The organism is Salinicola aestuarinus, assembly GCF_003206645.1.
Classification (GTDB): Bacteria; Pseudomonadota; Gammaproteobacteria; order Pseudomonadales; family Halomonadaceae; genus Salinicola; species Salinicola aestuarinus.
In genome coordinates, this window is record NZ_PZJP01000006.1 from 64,683 (window position 1) to 83,394 (window position 18,712).

General features: G+C 64.2%; 15 protein-coding genes. 4 read left to right on the top strand and 11 right to left on the bottom strand.

Going from position 1 to position 18,712, the window contains the following annotated elements; genetic code table 11:
• Positions 1-12 precede the first annotated feature (12 nt).
• A complete protein-coding gene (locus tag DOM41_RS10055; RefSeq protein WP_110686737.1) occupies positions 13-1,728 on the bottom strand; it encodes a DEAD/DEAH box helicase in 1,716 nt (571 codons plus the stop codon).
• A 532-nt stretch (positions 1,729-2,260) separates the two neighbouring features.
• On the opposite strand from DOM41_RS10055, the gene DOM41_RS10060 reads away from it, so the two are divergent.
• Positions 2,261-2,710: a YaiI/YqxD family protein gene (locus DOM41_RS10060; protein WP_110686738.1), complete on the top strand. Its 450-nt coding sequence runs from the start codon at positions 2,261-2,263 to the stop codon at positions 2,708-2,710.
• A 71-nt stretch (positions 2,711-2,781) separates the two neighbouring features.
• Here DOM41_RS10060 and DOM41_RS10065 read toward each other — a convergent pair whose 3' ends face one another.
• Together DOM41_RS10065 and DOM41_RS10070 are read right to left on the bottom strand one after the other, a co-directional pair.
• On the bottom strand, positions 2,782-3,786 hold the full coding sequence (locus tag DOM41_RS10065; RefSeq protein WP_110686739.1) for a glutathione S-transferase family protein: 1,005 nt from the start codon (positions 3,784-3,786) through the stop codon (positions 2,782-2,784).
• A gap of 120 nt (positions 3,787-3,906) precedes the next feature.
• Complete coding sequence (locus DOM41_RS10070) at positions 3,907-4,845, bottom strand: LysR family transcriptional regulator (RefSeq protein ID WP_110686740.1); 939 nt, start codon at positions 4,843-4,845, stop codon at positions 3,907-3,909.
• Between the two features lie 632 nt (positions 4,846-5,477).
• Here DOM41_RS10070 and DOM41_RS10075 point away from each other — a divergent pair.
• Together DOM41_RS10075 and DOM41_RS10080 are read left to right on the top strand one after the other, a co-directional pair.
• Positions 5,478-6,950, top strand: a complete 1,473-nt coding sequence (locus DOM41_RS10075) for a peptidoglycan DD-metalloendopeptidase family protein (RefSeq protein ID WP_342588150.1) — start codon at positions 5,478-5,480, stop codon at positions 6,948-6,950.
• Between the two features lie 330 nt (positions 6,951-7,280).
• On the top strand, positions 7,281-8,696 hold the full coding sequence (locus DOM41_RS10080; protein ID WP_110686742.1) for a PhoH family protein: 1,416 nt from the start codon (positions 7,281-7,283) through the stop codon (positions 8,694-8,696).
• 97 nt (positions 8,697-8,793) lie between these two features.
• On the opposite strand, the gene DOM41_RS10085 is transcribed toward DOM41_RS10080, so the two are convergent.
• Genes DOM41_RS10085 through DOM41_RS10095 form a run of 3 tightly spaced genes read right to left on the bottom strand, consistent with a single transcriptional unit; the run spans position 8,794 to position 10,396 of the window.
• On the bottom strand, positions 8,794-9,036 hold the full coding sequence (locus DOM41_RS10085) for a hypothetical protein (protein WP_110686743.1): 243 nt from the start codon (positions 9,034-9,036) through the stop codon (positions 8,794-8,796).
• A 54-nt stretch (positions 9,037-9,090) separates the two neighbouring features.
• Entirely contained in the window at positions 9,091-9,717 is a 627-nt protein-coding gene (locus DOM41_RS10090; protein WP_110686744.1) for a DUF938 domain-containing protein, read from the bottom strand.
• Positions 9,718-9,730: 13 nt separating this feature from the next.
• Entirely contained in the window at positions 9,731-10,396 is a 666-nt protein-coding gene (locus DOM41_RS10095; RefSeq protein ID WP_110686745.1) for an alpha/beta hydrolase, read from the bottom strand.
• A gap of 240 nt (positions 10,397-10,636) precedes the next feature.
• On the opposite strand from DOM41_RS10095, the gene DOM41_RS10100 reads away from it, so the two are divergent.
• Positions 10,637-12,283: an alkaline phosphatase family protein gene (locus DOM41_RS10100; RefSeq protein ID WP_110686746.1), complete on the top strand. Its 1,647-nt coding sequence runs from the start codon at positions 10,637-10,639 to the stop codon at positions 12,281-12,283.
• Positions 12,284-12,315: 32 nt separating this feature from the next.
• Here DOM41_RS10100 and DOM41_RS10105 read toward each other — a convergent pair whose 3' ends face one another.
• The 5 genes from DOM41_RS10105 to DOM41_RS10125 all read right to left on the bottom strand — a co-directional run bounded on the left by DOM41_RS10105 (position 12,316) and on the right by DOM41_RS10125 (position 18,614).
• Positions 12,316-13,317: a TerC family protein gene (locus DOM41_RS10105; RefSeq protein WP_110686747.1), complete on the bottom strand. Its 1,002-nt coding sequence runs from the start codon at positions 13,315-13,317 to the stop codon at positions 12,316-12,318.
• Between the two features lie 272 nt (positions 13,318-13,589).
• On the bottom strand, positions 13,590-14,474 hold the full coding sequence (gene purU, locus DOM41_RS10110; RefSeq protein ID WP_110686748.1) for a formyltetrahydrofolate deformylase: 885 nt from the start codon (positions 14,472-14,474) through the stop codon (positions 13,590-13,592).
• 48 nt (positions 14,475-14,522) lie between these two features.
• Positions 14,523-15,194, bottom strand: coding sequence for a sarcosine oxidase subunit gamma (locus DOM41_RS10115; protein ID WP_110686749.1), 672 nt, complete (start codon positions 15,192-15,194; stop codon positions 14,523-14,525).
• Positions 15,187-18,228 carry a sarcosine oxidase subunit alpha family protein gene (locus tag DOM41_RS10120; RefSeq protein WP_110686750.1) on the bottom strand — a complete coding sequence of 1,014 codons (3,042 nt, stop codon included), beginning with the start codon at positions 18,226-18,228 and terminating at the stop codon, positions 15,187-15,189. The genes DOM41_RS10115 and DOM41_RS10120 overlap by 8 nt, the downstream gene beginning before the upstream one ends.
• On the bottom strand, positions 18,225-18,614 hold the full coding sequence (locus DOM41_RS10125) for a sarcosine oxidase subunit delta (protein WP_110686751.1): 390 nt from the start codon (positions 18,612-18,614) through the stop codon (positions 18,225-18,227). The genes DOM41_RS10120 and DOM41_RS10125 overlap by 4 nt, the downstream gene beginning before the upstream one ends.
• Positions 18,615-18,712 lie beyond the last annotated feature (98 nt).

Consider the following 18,712-nt stretch of genomic DNA (forward strand, 5'->3'; position numbering starts at 1 on the left):
ATCGGCTAGCGATTAGGCCTGCGAGCGACGAACCGGCGCATCGCCGTCGTTACGACGACGCGGTGCACGTTCCGGTGCGCCCTGGTCCTCGGCGATCTCCAGCGTGCGACCGCCGACGCGAGCGCGCGACATCTTCGCCAGGATGCTGGAGGGCAGACCGCTCGGCAGCTCGACCACCGAGAAGGCGTTGCGGATATCGATACGACCGATACGCGCGCCTTCGATGCCACCTTCGTTGGCGAGGGCGCCGACGAGCTGACCCGGCTTGATGCCGTCCTTGTGACCGACAGAGACGCGATAGCGCGTCATGCCTTCACGCGGGCCGCTTTCGCGACGACGCGGAGCACGGTCGCGGTTGCCACCGTCGCGGCCGCCATCACGACCGTTGTCGCGACGCGCCGGACCAGCGGTAATGCGACCGATAGGCGCTTCACCGGCACGCGCTAGCGTGGCGAGTGCCGCGGCCAGATCGACGGGGTCATGCCCCTCTTCGACCAGCTTCTCGATCAGCGCACGCTGATGGTCGCCCCCGGCGTCGAGCATTTCACGCAGGCGAGCGCTGAAGCTCTCGTCACGGTGTGAACGAATCGCCGACTCGTCCGGCAGCGGCATTTCAGTCATTGCCTGGCCAGTGGCCTGCTCGACCCAGCGCACCTTGCGGGTCTCACGACCGCCGGCGAAGGTGATCGCGGTGCCGTTACGACCCGCACGACCGGTACGACCGATACGGTGGATGTAGGCTTCCGAATCCTGCGGCAGATCGTAGTTGATCACGTGCGTGATACGCGGCACGTCGAGGCCACGAGCGGCGACGTCGGTCGCGATCAGCACATCGACCTTGCCGCGCTTCAGGCGGGTAACGGTCCGCTCACGCAGGCTCTGGTCGAGATCGCCCGAGAGCCCGGCGGCATTGACGCCGCGCGCGGTGAGCTGCTCGACCAGGGTGGTGCAGGCGGCACGGGTCCGCACGAAGACGATGGCGGCATCGACCGGCTCGACTTCGAGGACGCGAGCGAGCGCTTCGAGCTTGCTCGGCCCTTCGACGCGAACCACACGCTGTTCGATGTTTTCGCCCGTGCTGGTCTTGGACTCGATGGCCACCTTGACCGGGTCAACCTGGTAGCGATTGACGATGCGCTCGATCTCGCTCGGCAGTGTCGCCGAGAAGAACACGCGCTGAGAGCCTTCCGGCGTCTCGGAAACGACGCGCTTGACGTCGTCGATGAAGCCCATGCGCAGCATCTCGTCGGCTTCGTCGAGCACCAGCGCCGACAGGCCTTCGAGCTTGAGGCTGCCGCGGTCGAGGTGATCGATCACACGACCCGGCGTGCCGACGACAACCTGCGCGCCACGCTTGAGCGCGGAGAGCTGTTCACGGTATTCCTGGCCACCGCAGAGCGTGGCGATTTCCAGACCCTTGAGGTTCTGGCCATATTTGGAGAACGAAACGGCGACCTGCTGAGCGAGCTCACGGGTCGGTGCCAGCACCAGCACCTGCGTTTCGCGGCGGCCGAGTTCAATTCGGCTGAGCAGCGGCAGTGCGAAGGCGGCCGTTTTACCGGTACCGGTCTGCGCCTGGCCGAGCACGTCCCGGCCCTCGAGCAGCGCCGGAATGGTCTTTGTCTGAATAGGTGACGGTGTCTCATAGCCCAGCGTATCGAGGGCAGACAGTACTTCCGGCAATAGCGCCAGATCGCCGAACTTCGGCGTCGCGTCGGTCGAGGTCATTTCACACCTTGGAGTAGCCGGCAGGGCACCGGCGAAAATGTCGTGGCATCGCGAACTCGAGGTCCGCTGGATGCCGGTCGCACCTGGCATCGCATCCAACGCAAGCACCCTGAGGCTGCGTCGATGACTTATGTGGCGACCTGAATGCGCCCGATCGTGAAGAACACGATCATTGAAGCGCTCCATCGTTGCATCCGGACGCAGAAACCGGCTTGTGCCGTGCGTCGTAAAAAAGATACGTCCGGTAGTGGCATCGACTTACCCGTCGATGGCGTGGGTTGCAGACATATCGGCAGGATGGCGGGGTCAACACATGCGAGGAGGCGGCACTATACCATTGGCGAATGGCATTCTCCACCTTGTTGGTAAATTTCCTACAAGAGACCGTGGGCAACGGTCGACACACCCGAGCGGACGGCCCGGCGATGCATCGCGGTGCCGGTCGGCGCGAGGCAATGCCACGCCCCGCGTCACGCTCGCCCCGATCGCGTAGACTGAACGGCTGCACTCCCCGATCACTGGACCACAGCCCATGCCGACACTCTGGATCGACGCCGACGCCTGCCCGCGGCCCGCTCGCGAGATCATCCTGCGCGCCGCCGAGCGTACGCAGACGGTCACCTGGATGGTGGCGAACCATGCCCTGCCGCTACCGGCGTCGGCCTGGGTGAAATCATGGACCGTCGCGCATGGCTTCGACGCCGCCGACCAGGCCATCGTCGAGAGCGTCGCCCGCGGCGACCTGGTCGTGACCAGCGATCTGCCGCTCGCCGGAGAAGTCATCGAGCGCGGCGCCGACGTGATGACGACCCGTGGCGACCCCTTGAGCGCCGACAACGTTCGCGCCCAGATTCAGATGCGCGATTTCATGGAGACGCTACGCGCCAGCGGGCAGCAGACCGGAGGCCCCTCGGCCTACAGCGATGTCGATCGCCGCGAGTTTGCCAACGCGCTGGATCGCTGGCTGCGGCGTAACGCCTAGGCACTTTGGGCCAAACGGCCCGGGCGGAGCGGATGTCCCGCCCCCCTGCCTCGAAACCGCCCTGGCGTCACTCAGTCGCGCTCGCGAATCCCATAGCCCGTCAACCGCTCGCGGTCGTGCTCCCGCTCGAGGTCGAGCGCAGGTCCGGCCGGCACGATTCGCGTCGGGTTGATCATCGGGTGGCTATAGTAGTAGTGGCGCTTGATGTGATCGAAGTCGACCGTCTCGGCGATGCCGGGCCATTGATAAAGCTCGCGCAGGTAGTTGGAGAGGTTAGGATAGTCAGCGATTCGCTGGCGGTTGCACTTGAAATGGCCGTGGTACACGGCGTCGAAACGAATCAACGTGGTGAACAGACGGATGTCCGCCTCGGTCAGCCAGGCACCGGCGAGGTAACGGTTCTCCGCCAGACGAGATTCCAGACGGTCGAGACAGTCGAACAGCGCCGTGAAATGCTTTTCGTAGACCCCCTGCTCGGTGGCGAACCCCGTCTTGTAGACCCCGTTGTTGACGTTGTCGTAGACGTCCTGGTTGACCGCATCGATCGTCTCGCGCAGATCTTCCGGATAGAACGTAAGCCGGTTGTCGGTCCACGCATCGAAGGCGGCATCGAACATGCGGACCAGATCCGCCGACTCGTTGCTGACGATTCGCCCTTCTTGCTTGTCCCATAGCGCCGGCACCGTGACCCGGCCGGTGTAGCGCGGGTCGGTGAGCGTATACAGCTCACGATGAAACTCGACGCCGTTGAGTTCATCGCCGCTCGACCCTTCGTCAACGTGATAGGACCAGCCCTGATCGAGCATCAGCGGGCTGGTATGGGAGACGCCGATGAGCGTATCGAGCCCTTTCAACTGGCGCAGGATCAGCGCGCGATGCGCCCAGGGACAGGCCAGCGACACGTAGAGGTGAAAGCGATCGGGCGCCGCCTGAACGCCGGGCTGGCCCTCTGGCCCGGGACTGCCATCGGCACTCACCCAGTCACGCAGTTTGGCGGATTCACGGACGAACTCGCCGCCATTGCCCGCCGTGTCGTACCACTGATCGCGCCACTCGCCGTTAATCAGCAATCCCATGAAACTCTCCTCGCGTTCATTAATGGCTGGGCGTCGCAAATGGCGTCGCCCATCAACAGTGGGTATAGCGTAGGCGGTCGACGCCCTCGATCCAATGCCGGCGCGGCGCGCGCCACACTGTCAACGCGGCTCGCCGTCACCGTCGCCGTGGACACAGTCGCGGACCAGGCTGGTGCCGCTCGACGACGACGCCTCTACCAGCGCCCCTGCGAGCGCGCGAGTGGCCGGCCCGGCACTGTCGAGATCGCGATAATAGAGTTGAAGCGTGGCGTGGCGGGTGGCCCCGATGCGCAGTGCCAAGGGTTTCAGGGTACCGGCATCGAGTTCCGGCTGAATCACGGTCTGCGGCACCCAGGCAAAGCCCAGCCCCCGTTTGAGCATGTCGACCGAGGTCGAGAGATGGCTGACCGTCCAGCGCTGCTCCGCCTTGAGCCATCCGATATCGGCACGATGACGTGTCGCCGAGTCGCGGGTAACGATCTGGCGGTGGCGCTCGAGATCACGCAGGTCGAGTAACCGCTCGAGACGATGCAGCTCATGATCGGGATGCGCTACGGCGACAAACGGCACATCGACGAGCGGTTGGCCCAAAAAGCCCTGCGCGTTAACGCCGGAGATCGCCAACTCGACAGCAGACTCATACAACATTTCGACAGCGCCGTTGAGTACGGTCTCGTGTAACTGCACTCTGACGTGGGGAAAGCGCTGCGAAAAACCGAGCAGTGCCGCCGCCAGCGCATCCCGGGGAAAGACCTGATCGACCGCCAGCACGACCTCTGCTTCGAGACCGCCCGCCAGGTGCTCGGCGACCTCCTCGAGCGACGCCGCGCTCTCGATCACCTGCCGCGCTCGGCGCAGCAGCATGCGTCCGGCTTCCGTCATCACCACCTGGCGCCCGCGAGGCTCGAAAAGCCGCACACCTAACTGCTCTTCGATCTTGTGGATCGCGTGGTTGAGGGTGGAGGGACTTTTGTGGACCACTTCTGCCGCCTTGGCAAAACCACCGTGATCGGCTACCGCCGCCAGCATTTGCCACTGAAGCAAGGTGACTTTCGGCACGCTCTCTCTCCTGGTATCAGTCACGATGGGGCATTCCCACGGTAACCCTCGATGCCCTAATGTATCGCGGTGTGCGTCACACTTGCCGCGCGACCTCGGTAGGTGACAAAACGTCACGCAGAATAACATCGGAAGCGAACGTCTCAATGGCGGCCGGAATTAAAGTGATACAACACTTTTACGAGATCAGATATCAAAGAGAATTGGGCTTGGAATCAAGCACCATATTGGTGCAATTGAGCCACTTTTCTCACTTTAAAGTGCGTCCACACCATTAGTCGACGAAGCACTAGACGTGATACCGAGTTTTCAAAGAAGCCGCGTGGCACGGGGCTTACAGCGGTGTATATAAATACAGACTAGGCAGTTAACACCGCGTTAGGTTAAGGTTCCCCGGCCTTGATGGTTTCTGTCATCTATTTTTTCTTCGGGCCTTCACTTTCATGTTGCGAATTTTTCGTTCGCTACCCCGCGCGCACAAGGTGCTACTACTTCCGGTCGCCACAATGGTCACCGTGCTGGGTACGCAAAAAATACTTGGGGTTTTCGATTCCGCTGAGGATCCCGCTGCCACGACGCAAGCATTGGCAACGACAACGCTATCTCATTCGATTGGCCATTCGGCCAATGGAGTGGGCGATTCGCTGTCGATCCCGCCGCTTGCTGCGCTGTCCAATGACATCCCGCTGGCCGACCTCAAGCCGCTGGAGGTGCTCGACGTCGATGTCATTCCGAGCGCCCGCGCCGACACTGACGTGCCGACCGTCCAGAGCCTGGACCTCGCTTCCCCGACGCTGGCCGCCAACGTGGTGGCACTGGCAATCAGCCTGAGTGACGACTCTCCCCAGCTCGCGGCGGAAGCGGGCAATATCGGTGGCACCTCCTATGAGGACTGGTCCTTCGACACGACCCTCGATCCCAGCGGCGACACTCAGCTCGGCGACGAAATCGCCTCCCATGAGCACTATGTTCCTTCATGGCAGAGCTACACGATTCAGCGCGGCGACTCCTTCGCACTGACCGCCGAGCGAACACTGGGGCTCGACTACTCAACGGTGATGCAGATTCTGGACACCGTGCCGGACAAGAAGGTGCTGACCCGCTGGCGTGTCGGCAAGAGCTTCGACTACAAGCTCGACGAAAGTGGTCAGCTTCTGGCACTCAGAGTGATGAAGAATCCGCGTGACGGTTACTTGATCGAGCGCGATGTCGACGATAACGATTTCGCGTACTCGCCGATCGTCAATGCGACCGAAGCGACGCAGCGGATGTTCAGCGGCACCGTCAACGGCTCGTTTGCCGCGTCGGCCCAGTCGACCGGGCTCTCCCAGAGCGAGGTCTCCAAGCTCGTCCAGGTCCTCTCGAAGAAACTCGATTTTCGTCGCGACGCCCGCGCTGGCGACAAGTTTCAGGTGCTGGTCGAGGCCGACATGATCGACGGCAAGTCGCTGGACTCCAAGATCCTCGCAGCCGAGTATCAGGGCCAGCGCATGGATCTCACGGTGATCCGCAACAGCGCCGACGATCACTTCTATACCCCGGACGGCAACAGCCTCGATCCTGCCTTCAACCGCTACCCGTTCGAAGGAAGCTATCGCATCAGCTCGCCGTTCAACCTGCGCCGCCACCATCCGGTGACCGGCCGCATCAGTCCGCACAAGGGCACCGACTTCGCCATGCGTACCGGCACCCCGATCGAGGCACCGGCGGCCGGCCGAGTCGAACGGGTTGTCAATCACCCCATCGCGGGCAAGTACATTCTCATCCAGCACGACAACGGCTATGAAACGCGTTATCTCCACTTGAGCAAGACGGAGGTCAGCCCCGGCGATCGCGTCGAGATGGGCCAGGAGATCGCACTGTCCGGCAGTACCGGGCGAGTGACTGGCCCCCACCTGCACTACGAAGTCCTGGTCAACGACCGTCAGGTCGACGCCATGCGCGTGCCGCTGCCGGAGTCCCAGAGTCTGAGTGGCGATGCCCTGGCTGCCTTCCAGCGCGAGTCGGAAAACTTGCTGGCCAAACTCGATCAGGGGGGAGACGACGAACCCGCTCTCGCCAACGTCAACGTCAAAAACGACCAGCGAGCGGACGACAGCATCTGACGGCTCGACGTTCGAACACGGTATCGCCGCCTGAAAAAGCCACCCCTCGGGTGGCTTTTTTGTCGTCTTGACACCGAATCCTCGGCGAGCCAGCCATGGCACCTCACCTGCCGAGAATCCCCACGGTCGATGGACGCGTTCATGACACTGGCACTTTTGGTCAGACCGCGTCATTCTGCAGGAGAAGCCACTCGCTAGAGAGGTAACGCCGAAGCCCCTTCCCTGATGTCCGATATCGCGGCACTGATGGAGCGGACAAGGCGGAGACCGACTTGTCGCTGCACTCTGTCAGGGTCGAGACGCCTTGATCTCACAGGAGTGCTTTTGCCGATGGTGCGAATCGACAAGAAGGCCCACAGGCTCTACGTGCTGGACACCAATGTCCTGATTCACGATCCCGCTGCCCTCTACCACTTTGACGAACACGATGTCGTCATCCCCATGACGGTGCTCGAAGAGCTCGACAAGCATAAAAACGGTATGCGCGAGATCGCGCGGACCGCCCGACAGATCAGCCGAACCCTCTCCGACCTGACAGCCAACGTCACCCCGCAACAGATTCAGCAAGGCATTCCCATTCCCCGCGTCACCGGCGACCCCGCGGGACGTCTGCGCTTTCTCTGCTACTCGGATCTCGCGCCGCTGGAGACACTGGAGAACTCGCCGGACAATCGCATTCTCGCCGAAACCTGCCGGCTGCGTGACGAACGCCCCGACGCTTCTGTCATCCTGATAACCAAGGACATCAATCTGAGGGTCAAGGCCGCCGCCCTCAAGGTCCCGGTAGAGGACTATCTCAACGATCGAGCCTTCGATGACCTCGACACCATGATCGAAGGGGCCCAGGTTTACGTCGAAGCGGGACGAGGCGGACGAGGGCTCTGGGAGTCGCTGGACGTCGATGTGCTGGTCGAGCGAACCGAAGGACACACTCGCTACCACCTGGAGGGAAACATCCCCGACGCCTGGCACCTCGGCATGCTGGTCGCCGACAGCGAAAACGGGGCCGACTTCGAAGCGATCGTCAGAAGCCTGGGGCAAAAGCGCGCCACGCTCGAGCTTCTGACCAACTATCGGCATCACGACGGCGTCTGGGGCGTTCACGCCCATGACAGCCGGCAGAACTTCGCTCTCAACCTGCTGATGGACCCGGAGATCGACATCCTGACCATCGCCGGCAGCGCCGGCACCGGCAAAACCTTCATGACGCTGGCCGCGGCGTTTCAGCAGACGCTCGACGGCAAGCGCTTCGAGCGCATCGTCTTCACTCGCGCGCCGATCCCCATGGGTGAGGACATCGGTTTTCTGCCCGGCACGGAGGAGGAGAAAATGTCGCCCTGGATGGGCGCCTTCCACGACAACATGGACAATCTCCTGCGCGACGAACGGGAGGGTTCGACGAGCTGGAGTGACGGAGCGACTCGCCAGCTTATCGGCTCGCGGGTCCAGATCCGCTCGCCGACCTTCATGCGAGGGCGCACACTCAACGACACCATCCTGATCATCGACGAAGCGCAGAACTTCACGCCCAAACAGCTCAAGTCGCTGATCACGCGAGCCGGGCGCAACACCAAGATCGTCTGTCTGGGCAACGTCGGGCAGATCGACACCCCCTATTTGACCGCCAACACCTGCGGCATGGCTGCCGTCGTCGAACGCTTCCGTGACTGGCCTCACGCGGGCCACATCACGCTCAAGAGCGTCGAACGCTCGCGTCTTGCGCTCGCCGCGGAGGAGTTGCTCTAACGCTCGACCCATCAACCCAGAAACGACAAACGCCCCGGCTTGCCGGGGCGTTTGTCATTGAACCGAGGCGGATCGCCTGTCGCGCGCGATCTCGACGTCAGTGGTTCTCCTGAGTGCCGGGTTTCTTGTTGTTCTTGACGTCCTCGATCAGCTGCTCGGCCTCGGTGCGTGGCGTTTCTGCCATGATGCGCTGCGCGTCTTCCCACGTGCAGACGTCGGTATTGCACGAGGTGCAGTAGACATGATCATCGTCGTTCTTCGCCTGCGATACCTTCATCGAGTGGCTGTCGCAGTTCGGGCACCCTTTGGGCATGCGAAATTCTTCGGAAAAGTCCGACATCGCGTGAATCCTCCTAGTCGCTGACGGTTGGCATTGAGTGTAGCGGACCGCGGCCTAGCACGCCCGGCGACGCCAGACGAGACAGGCATTGTTGGCAGGCATCGAGTAGTCGGCCTCTCGCACCAGCCCCGCTGTCTCCGCCAGGGCATCAACGGCCTCGAGGTCGCGAATGCCCCAGCTGGCATCCCGTGCGCGCAGATCGGCGTCGAACCGCGCATTGCTTGCCGCGGTGTGCTGCCCCTGCTTCCGAAACGGACCGTAGACAATGAGCGGCGCGCCCTCGCCGAGCGTGCGTCCGGCGCCGGCAAACAGGGCCTCGCTCGCCGACCATGGCGAGATGTGCAGCATGTTGATACAGACGATGGCTGCGAGAGGCGCTTCGACCGGCCAGTCGGACGTCACGTCGAGGGCCAGCGGTTCGGCGAGATTGCCAAGCCCCGCTGTCCGCCGCCAGGCGGCGATGGAACGCCGCGCCTCGGGACTGGCGTCGGAGGGCAACCACTCGAGGGTCGGGAAGCCGGCAGCGAAGTGCAGGGCGTGCTCGCCACTGCCGCTGGCGATCTCGAGCACCCGGCCGGTCTCCGGCAACACCTGGCGTAGCACCTCGGCTATGGGCTCGCGGTTGCGCTGGGCGGCCGGGCTGGTCAGCGCGTCGTTCGCCTGCGAGCCGATCTTGTCCATACTGTTCACGGTGTCAGCCCAGCCGGTCCGAGAGCCATTTGGCGATATCGCCTGCCTGCTCGGGACAGAGGCTGTGGCCCATCTCATAGGTGCGATAGGTGACCGGATAGCCCTGCGCCTCGGCACGCTCGGCCCCCTCCCGGCCCAGGCTCTCCGGCACCACCGGGTCGGCGGTGCCGTGATGCACCTCGACCGGCACGCTCCGGTTGGCCTCGGCCGGCGCGATGCTGTCGGCAGTGGCGTAGTAGGTCGACAGCGCCAGCAGCCCGCCCAGTGGCTGGGCGTAGGAAAGCGCCGCCTCGTAGGCGACCGCACCGCCCTGCGAAAAGCCGGCGATGACGATGCGACGACTGTCGATGCCCGCTTCGATCTGGGCGTCGATCAAGGCATGAACGCGCTCGGCGGAGGCGCGAAGCTGCGCCACGTCGACCCGGCGCCCGAGGTTCATCTCCAGGATGTCGTACCACGCAGGCATCGGCGTACCGCCGTTAATGGTGACTGGCAGCTGCGGCGCGTGAGGCAGCACAAAACGGATCGCGAGAGCGTCGTCCAGGCCGAGCGCCGGCACCAGCGGCTCGAAGTCATGACCGTCGGCACCCAGGCCGTGAAGCAGAATCACGCAGGCATCGGCCTCGCGCTGATTGGCAGGCTCGAGAATCAGCTCTTGCGCGTGAGCCATGTGTCGCATCCTTGTGTAGAGTCGATGAAAAGATGAGTCGTTACGGTGATGGCGATCAGTTTAACGGCTCGGTAAGCGCTTTGCCCGACCTCGTCGGCCCCAACCGCCGCCGACTTCACTTTCGGGCAGCAGACGCGATCACCAGACGCCCGACGTGCCCTGGCAGCTGTCGGCCCCCCACACGCTCCGTCGGCTCGTCCAGGCGTTGGCTCAACCACTGGATCGCTTCAAGGATCTCCTATGCGCTCACCGTTTCGTCGCTCGCCGCTGCTGGCGCTACTGGTCGCCCTGGCGGTGCTGAACGGCGTTTTCCTCGCCCTCGAGTTCCCGTGGGCGGGTTTTCCTCCGGCCCACGCGCTGGCACTGGAGGCCGTGGCAAGCGTCGGTCTCGCCGCGCTACTGCCGCCCTTCCGCGGCCGCCGCTGGCTGACGGGCGCGATCGCGCTCTTCGCCGTCGTCATCGCGCTCTGTGCGATCGGTGACACGCTGGTGCAGCGCATGCAGGGCCGTTCGCTCAATCTCTATACCGACCTCGGCCTGATCCCGATTCTGATCGAGCTCATGGTCTCCAATCTGGGCATGGTCGTGGCGACGGCTCTCATCGTCGCGCTGGGTATCGCCGCTTTCCTCCTGGGGCTCGGGCTACAGCACCTGCTGCGCAGCTTCCACGGGCACAACACGCCCTGGCCCCTGGCGCTCGGCCTGACCGTGCTCGGCGTGGGCGGTCTCGCGGGCATCGTGCCGCTGAGTGAGAGCGAAGCCACGGAAAGCGCTGCCAAGGCCGCGATATCGTCGATCGGTCGGCCGGTGTGGGGATTCATCGACTTCGAGTGGCAGCGCGCTCTCGACACCCGGATCGCACTGGATAATTTCGGCGAACGACTGGCAGCAGAGACACCCTACCCCGCCGAGGGCCTGCCGCTCTCGGGGCTTGCTGACATCCATGTCATCCTCGGTTTCATCGAGTCCTACGGGGTCGCGGCGATCGAGCGTGATCCCTTCGCCGGGACCGTGAAGCGGCGCCTGGCATCACTGCAGCGGACACTCGACGACGCCGGGCTCTCGGTGGTCACCGGACGCGTGACGGCAGCAACGCTCGGCGGGCAGTCTTGGCTCAACCACGCGACCTTCCTCAGCGGCCTGCCGATCACTTCACAGCTTCGTTTCGAGCTGATGATGAACCGCTCGCGGCCGACGCTGATCGACGATTTCGCCGCCACCGGCCACCGCACGCTGGCAGTGATGCCGGGGATCACCCGCGCCTGGCCGGAGGGCGAACGCTATGGCTATGACGCCATCCACACAGAGAATTCGATGCACTACCGCGGCCCCCCGATTGGCTGGGCGAGCATGCCGGATCAGTTCACCTGGCAGCGCGTCGCCGAATACGCACTGACTGGGATCGGCTCGCCGACCTTCACCGAGCTCGCCACGCTATCCAGCCACGCGCCCTGGTATCCCGTCATCGAGCCGCTCGACGACTGGCACTCGCTCGGCGATGGCAAGGCGTTTGCGCGCTGGACGGGTGTCGGTGACGACTACGCCACGCTATGGCAGGACCCGGATCGGATGCGCGACTACTACGCCCCCGCCATCGACTATGCCCTGGCATCGGCAGCCGGCTTCGCGAGTCGCTACGTCGACGATCACACCCTGCTGATCGTGCTCGGCGACCATCAGGCTGCTCCGGCGGTGATCGGCAGCAACCCGGGACGAGACGTGCCGATCCATGTCATCAGTGGCGACCCGGCTCTGCTGACGGGATTCCTGGACGCGGGTTTTCGGCCCGGGACATTGCCGCCCGGCCCCGAGAGCGCGCGTCCGATGGAGACGATGAGGGGACTGCTGCATCGACTCTACGGCGAGGCGCGAAACGCCGCGCCGTAGCGTGTCGGGAAGGCATGCTCGGGCAGGCGTCTTCAGTGCGAATCGGACACGCCCCCGGCGTGATGACGGCTCTTGATCAGACTCGCGACCGTGGTGATCACCAGCGTGCCGAGGATGATCGTCATCGACAGCCAGATCGGAATCTCCGGCACCAGATGCACGGGCTCGCCGCCGTTGATGAAGGGCAGACTGTTGGTGTGCATCGCTTCGACGATCAGCTTCACGCCGATGAAGGCCAGAATGAACGATAGCCCCAGACTGAGATAGACCAGTCGCTTCAACAACCCGCCGATGAGGAAGTAGAGCTGCAGCAACCCCAGCAGCGCAAAGGCGTTGGTGGTGAAGACGATGTAGGGCTCCTTGGTCAGCCCGAAGATCGCCGGAATCGAGTCCAGCGCGAAGAGTACGTCGGTCATGCCGAGAGCGATGACCACCATGAATAATGGTGTCGCCAGACGCTTGCCGGTCTTGACGCTGAAGAGGCGGTCGCCGTCGAACTCGTCCGTCGCGGGCAGGCGCTTTTGCACCCAGCGCACCATGGCGTTGGGCTCATAGGCCTCGTTCTCGTCGTGCTCTCCCGTTCCCTCGCGTGCCAGCTGGACGGCGGTGTAGAGCAGGAACAGCCCGAACAGGTAGAACACCCAGCTGAACTGAGCAATGGCGGCCGCCCCGACGGCGATGAACAGCCCGCGCAGGATCAGGGCAATGATGATCCCGATGAGCAGCGCCTTTTGCTGATAGGCTCGCGGCACCGCGAACTTCGACATGATGATCAGAAAGACGAAGAGGTTGTCGACCGACAGGCTTTTTTCGGTGATGAAGCCGGCAAAGTATTCGGCGCCATGCTGCGCCCCCCAGACCCACCAGAGCCCCGCACCGAAGACCACGGCGAGGGCGATGAAGAACACCGACCACCAGGCGGCTTCTCGGAAAGAGGGTTCGTGCGGCTTGCGCACGTGAGCGACGAAATCGAAGACGAATAGCGCAGTGATGCCGGCAATCGTGGCCAGCCAGACCCAAAGGGGTACATGCATACGGGAACCTCCGGTAGACGGTGAACGTCACCGAAAGTCTCTCCCGTCGCGCCGAGGCCGGGTGCCTCGAAGTGACCGATAGCGCCGGGGCATGTGGCCCGTGCTGACGACGCTATTGCCGGGGCGAATCAGCGATCCGGCCCGTGGGATACTCCCCTTCCGTGCCGGCGCATTGTGGCGTGGCCCCCGCACCGTGGCAAGCAGAAAAAAGCCCGCGCGAGGGCGGGCCTGGAGAGGCGAAAACGAAGTCGGAGAGAGAGACGGCGTATCGCTCAGCCTGACAGCACCACCGTGCGCCCCGAGTGCAGAAAAACCCGCTTCTGCTGATGGTAGCGAACCGCTCGCGCCAGCGTCAGACACTCGATGTCGCGCCCCCGCGCGACCAGGTCCTCCGGGTAGTGCGCATGATCCACCGTCTCCACCCCCTGAGCGATGATCGGCCCCTCGTCGAGATCGTCGTTGATGTAGTGCGCCGTGGCGCCGACCAGCTTCACGCCCTTCTCGTAGGCCTGGTGATAGGGCTTGGCGCCCTTGAACCCCGGCAGCAGCGAATGATGGATATTGATCGCACGGCCGGCGAATTCATGACATAGATCCGGCGAGAGGACCTGCATGTAACGGGCGAGAATCACCAGCTCGGCGCCGCTGTCGTGCACGACCCGACGGATCTCCGCCTCCTGCTCCGCCTTGGTGTCAGGCGCCACCGGCAGGTGGTGATACGGAATCGCGTGCCAGGCGGCCAGCGGCTCCAGATCCGGATGATTGGAGACAATGGCACGCACATCGATCGCCAGCTGTCCGGTACGGTAGCGATAGAGCAGATCGTTCAGGCAATGATCCGCCTTGGACACCATGATCACGACCGGCAACCGGGTGCCGGGCGCCATCAGCTCGAAGGTCATGTCGAACTCGGCGGCGCGGGCGTCGAAGCGCTCGTGGAAGGCGGCTTCGGTGAAATCGCCAAGCTCCGGGCGAAAGGCGGCGCGAATGAAGAACCGTCCGCCCCGATAGTCATCGAAGGAGTGAAGTTCGGTGATATAGCACGCCTGCTCCTTGAGAAAGCGCGTGACCACATCCACCGTCCCCAGTCGGCTCGGGCACTGGGCAGCAAGGATCCAGCTGTCGCTTTCGGCTTGCCTGTCGTTGTTCGTTTGCATGGTGGCTCCAGCCACGGCCGCCATCGCCTGCGCAATGGCGGCCGATCATCAGGATGTCGGGGATTCGACGCTCACGCCGTATTCGCGTCCGGCATCCCTTAGCCAGCGCACGCAGTAGTCGGCAAAGCTTCGCCGCACCACCAGCTCGAAACACGCCTCGCTGGGACGACGCAGGTTGATGCTGGTCTTGGCGAACACGGTACCTACCGCCTTGCCCACCGGCAGGCCATGACTGTGCACGTCATAGGTCACCGACTTCATCAGCACGTCGCGGGCCTTGTCGCCGGAGAGCTCCACCAGTGTCTGTCCCCCGCTGACATTGACGATGGCAAAGTGGGCATCGCCCAGACGCTCGCGCAGACGGTTCTCCAGCGCGAACTCTTCCCCCCCGGGGACGATCACCAGCCACTCGTCCGGCGACAGCCACTGCACCGAGCGGCTGCCCTCGGCATCGACATTCAGGCCGAGCGGCTGGCCCGGCAGGTTGATCCCCAGCTCGGCGCGGACCGCCTCGTCGAGGGTGATGGCGCCACCACGCAGGATCAGGTGGCCCAGAAAGGGCCGCTCGATCGCGCTCACCTGACCGCTGCCGCCGGCGGCATCGACGAGCCCGCGCTGACGGCTCCAGGCGAGCGGCGACTCGGCGTCGATCGGCTCGGCGGGATGCGTATCGAACACGGCGACGTTGCTGACATTGGTTTCAGAACCGGCTTCAGACATTCTGGCGCTCCCACTTGGGATCAAAGAATACGGTGTTCACCACCTCGGCTTCGTGAGTGGTGCCGTCGGACATCGGCAGATAGACGGTCTCACCCATGCGGTTGCGCCCTCCCTTGAGCACCGCCAGGGCGAAGCCGCTCTCCAGCACCGGGCTGTAGTAGCTGGAGGTGACGTGCCCCATCATGGTCATGGGGATCTTCTGCTCGCGGTCGAGCACGATCTGCGCGCCCTCTTCCAGCACCACCTTCGGATCCTTGGGCTTGAGACCGACCAGCTGCTTGCGATCCTCCCGGGCGGTGTCCGGGCGGGTCAGCGCACGCTTGCCGATCCAGGGGAACGGCTTGTCGTAACCCACCGCCCACTGCATGCCGAGATCCTCCGGCGTCACCGAGCCGTCGGTATCCTGACCGGCGATGATCAAGCCTTTCTCGGCACGCAGTACGTGCATGGTCTCGGTGCCGTAGGGGGTCAGATCGTACTTCTCGCCGTGGGCGAACAGCGCCTTCCAGACGTGCAGGGCATAGTTCGCCTGGACGTTGATCTCGAACGCCAGCTCGCCGGTGAAGGAGATGCGAAACACTCGCGCCGGCACGCCCGCCACCGTGCCTTGCTTCCAGTCCATGAACTTGAACTGTTCGCGGTCGAGATCGATATCGGTCACTTCCGCCATCAGCTTGCGCGCCTCCGGCCCCGTCACCGTCATGGTCGCGAAGTGATCGGTCACCGAATTGAAGTAGACCTGCAGTTCCGGCCACTCGGTCTGGTGCCAAAGCTCCAGCCACTCCAGCACGCTGGCCGCGCCGCCGGTGGTGGTGGTCATGAGAAAGTGGTTCTCGGCCAGGCAGCTGGTGGTGCCATCATCCATCAGCATGCCGTCGTCTTTGCACATCAGCCCGTAACGCACGCGCCCGGGGGCGAGCTTGGCCCACTTGTTGGTGTAGATACGCCCCAGGAACTCGCGGGCGTCCGGTCCCTGGATGTCGATCTTGCCGAGCGTCGAGGCATCCAGAATCCCCACCCCCTGGCGTACTGCCAGACACTCACGGGCCACCGCGTCGTGCATCGTCTCCGTCTTGCCGTCGACCTGGCGCGGGAAGTACCAGGGACGCTTCCAGTGGCCGACGTCCTCGAACTCGGCACCGTTCTCGACGTGCCACTGATGCAGCGCGGTGTAGCGCTCGGGATCGAACAGCTCACCACAGTGACGACCGACGATGGCGCCAAAGCTGACCGGCGTGTAGTTGGGCCGGAAGACGGTGGTGCCCACCTCGGGGATCGAGCGGTGCAGACAGCGCGCGGCGATCGCCATGCCGTTGATGTTGCCGAGCTTGCCCTGGTCGGTGCCGAAACCGAGTGCCGTATAGCGCTTGACGTGCTCGATCGACTCGAAGCCCTCGCGGGTCGCAAGCTCCACCCCTGCGGCGGTGACGTCGTTCTGCAGATCAACGAACTGCTTGGGGGCGCGCAGCGTCGGTTTTTCGTGAGGTACCTGATAGAGCGCGCTGGTGGCACTCTCGGCGCACGCCTCGACGCTCGGCACGGTGATGGCTTCGGCCTGATCGAAGCCCGCTGCCTTGGCGGCTTCGCCACCCGCACGGGCGCCATCGGCCAGGGTCTCGCCGAGGGCGTAGACCGCCTGGACGCCGCCGGCGAAGTGCATGCCCTTGACCTCACCGGGCACGAAACCGAGCAGATCTTCACGCCACTGCGGGCGCTTGCCGGTATGCGAGGCAAGGTGGATCACCGGGCTGTAGCCGCCGGAACTGGCGATGGTGTCGCAGGCCAGCTCCTCGATCTTGCCGGTCACCACGAAGCGCGTGGTGTCGATGGCCACCACGCGCGCACCGCTGACCCGCTGGCTGCCGCTCGCTTCCATCACTGCGCTGCCGGTGATGACGCGGATACCGCTATCGCGCACCTGCTTGACCCGATCGCCGTCCGGATTGGCGCGGGAATCGACCACCGCGACCACCTCGCGGCCGGCCTCCTTCCAGTCCAGCGCCGTGCGGTAGGCGTGATCGTTATTGGTGGTCAGCACCAGCCGCTGCCCCGGCGCCACGCCGTAGCGACGCAGATAGACCGAGATCGCCCCGGCGACCATGTTGCCCGGTACGTCGTTGTTGGCGTAGACCAGCGGACGCTCGTGGCTGCCGCTGGCAAGCACGACTCGCTCGGCGCGGACCCGGTGCAGTCGTGAACGCACTTCGCCGGCGCGACCGGCGTCCGCCGCGGTATCGGCGAGGTGCTCGGTGCAGCGCTCATGCAGCGTGACGAAGTTGTGATCGTGATAGCCGTTGGCAGTGGTGCGCGGCAGCAGTGTCACGCTCTCCATGTCCGCCAGCTCGGCGACGACTCTCTCGACCCACTCGGTCGCCGAGGCCCCCTCCAGGACCTCGCGGCTATCCAGCAGCGAGCCGCCCATCTCCTCCTGCTCGTCGCAGAGGATGACGCGCGCGCCGGCCCGGGCGGCGGCAAGCGCCGCCGTGAGGCCGGCAGGGCCGGCGCCGATCACCAGCACATCGCAGTGCTGATTGAGGTGGTCGTAGATGTCCGGGTCCGACTCGGCGGGCGAGCGGCCGAGCCCCGCCCCCTTGCGGATGAACTTCTCGTAGGTCATCCACATCGAGGCGGGGGCCATGAAGGTCTTGTAGTAGAAGCCCGGCGGCATGAAGCTGCCCCCCAGCTTGCCTACCCAGCTCATCACGTCGCGCTGAACGTTGGGCCAGCCGTTGGTGCTCCGCGCCACCAGCCCGTCGTAGAGCGCCTGCTGCGTGGCGCGCACGTTGGGCACCTGCGCCGCCTCGGAGGCGCCAAGCTGAACGATGGCATTGGGCTCCTCGGGACCGGCGGCGGTGATACCGCGAGGCCGCGAGTACTTGAAGCTGCGGTTGACGACGTCAACGCCATTGGCGAGCAGTGCCGAGGCCAGGGTGTCGCCGGCAAACCCCGGATACTGCTGGCCGTTGAAGGTGAAGGTCAGCACCCGCGAACGATCGATGCGTCCGCCCTGACTGAGACGATTGTTCTGGCTCATGACGGCGTCTCCTCGTTGAGCGTGCTGTTCTCGGGTCGGGCACCCACGGTCTGCCAGCCGCCGTCGGCGGTCTGTACGCCCTGCTCGTGGCGAACCTTCGCGGTCTCGGCCGTGATCGTCGGCTGCTCCCCCATGGGGTAGGTTTCGAGAATCTCGTAGGTGGTGGTGTTGCGGGTGATGTTGAAGAACTTGCGACAGCCCAGCCGATGCACCCACATCTCGTGGTGAATCCCGCGCGGATTGTCGCGGAAGAACAGATAGTCACCCCACTCCTCGTCGCTGACGCTATCGGGATCGGCGGGGCGCACCAGATGCGCCTGACCGTTGGGGTGGAATTCCTCTTCCTCACGTCGCTCGCCGCAGTAGGGGCAGTGGATATAGAACATGGTGCAGTCTCCCGACTCGTCATCCGCCGCCAGTGGCGGCAGGCGTTCACGCTATTGTTGGGGCGATCACTCGCTTGAAGACGTCGCGCGCGACGACA

Bases quoted from the DNA above. Each gene is read 5' to 3' on its own strand.
- DOM41_RS10055 (WP_110686737.1), bottom strand. From the start codon at position 1,728: ATGACCTCGACCGACGCGACGCCGAAGTTCGGCGATCTGGCGCTATTG.
- DOM41_RS10060 (WP_110686738.1), top strand. From the start codon at position 2,261: ATGCCGACACTCTGGATCGACGCCGACGCCTGCCCGCGGCCCGCTCGC.
- DOM41_RS10065 (WP_110686739.1), bottom strand. From the start codon at position 3,786: ATGGGATTGCTGATTAACGGCGAGTGGCGCGATCAGTGGTACGACACG.
- DOM41_RS10080 (WP_110686742.1), top strand. From the start codon at position 7,281: ATGGTGCGAATCGACAAGAAGGCCCACAGGCTCTACGTGCTGGACACC.
- DOM41_RS10085 (WP_110686743.1), bottom strand. From the start codon at position 9,036: ATGTCGGACTTTTCCGAAGAATTTCGCATGCCCAAAGGGTGCCCGAAC.
- DOM41_RS10090 (WP_110686744.1), bottom strand. From the start codon at position 9,717: ATGGACAAGATCGGCTCGCAGGCGAACGACGCGCTGACCAGCCCGGCC.
- DOM41_RS10095 (WP_110686745.1), bottom strand. From the start codon at position 10,396: ATGGCTCACGCGCAAGAGCTGATTCTCGAGCCTGCCAATCAGCGCGAG.
- DOM41_RS10100 (WP_110686746.1), top strand. From the start codon at position 10,637: ATGCGCTCACCGTTTCGTCGCTCGCCGCTGCTGGCGCTACTGGTCGCC.
- DOM41_RS10105 (WP_110686747.1), bottom strand. From the start codon at position 13,317: ATGCATGTACCCCTTTGGGTCTGGCTGGCCACGATTGCCGGCATCACT.
- purU (WP_110686748.1), bottom strand. From the start codon at position 14,474: ATGCAAACGAACAACGACAGGCAAGCCGAAAGCGACAGCTGGATCCTT.
- DOM41_RS10115 (WP_110686749.1), bottom strand. From the start codon at position 15,194: ATGTCTGAAGCCGGTTCTGAAACCAATGTCAGCAACGTCGCCGTGTTC.
- DOM41_RS10120 (WP_110686750.1), bottom strand. From the start codon at position 18,228: ATGAGCCAGAACAATCGTCTCAGTCAGGGCGGACGCATCGATCGTTCG.
- DOM41_RS10125 (WP_110686751.1), bottom strand. From the start codon at position 18,614: ATGTTCTATATCCACTGCCCCTACTGCGGCGAGCGACGTGAGGAAGAG.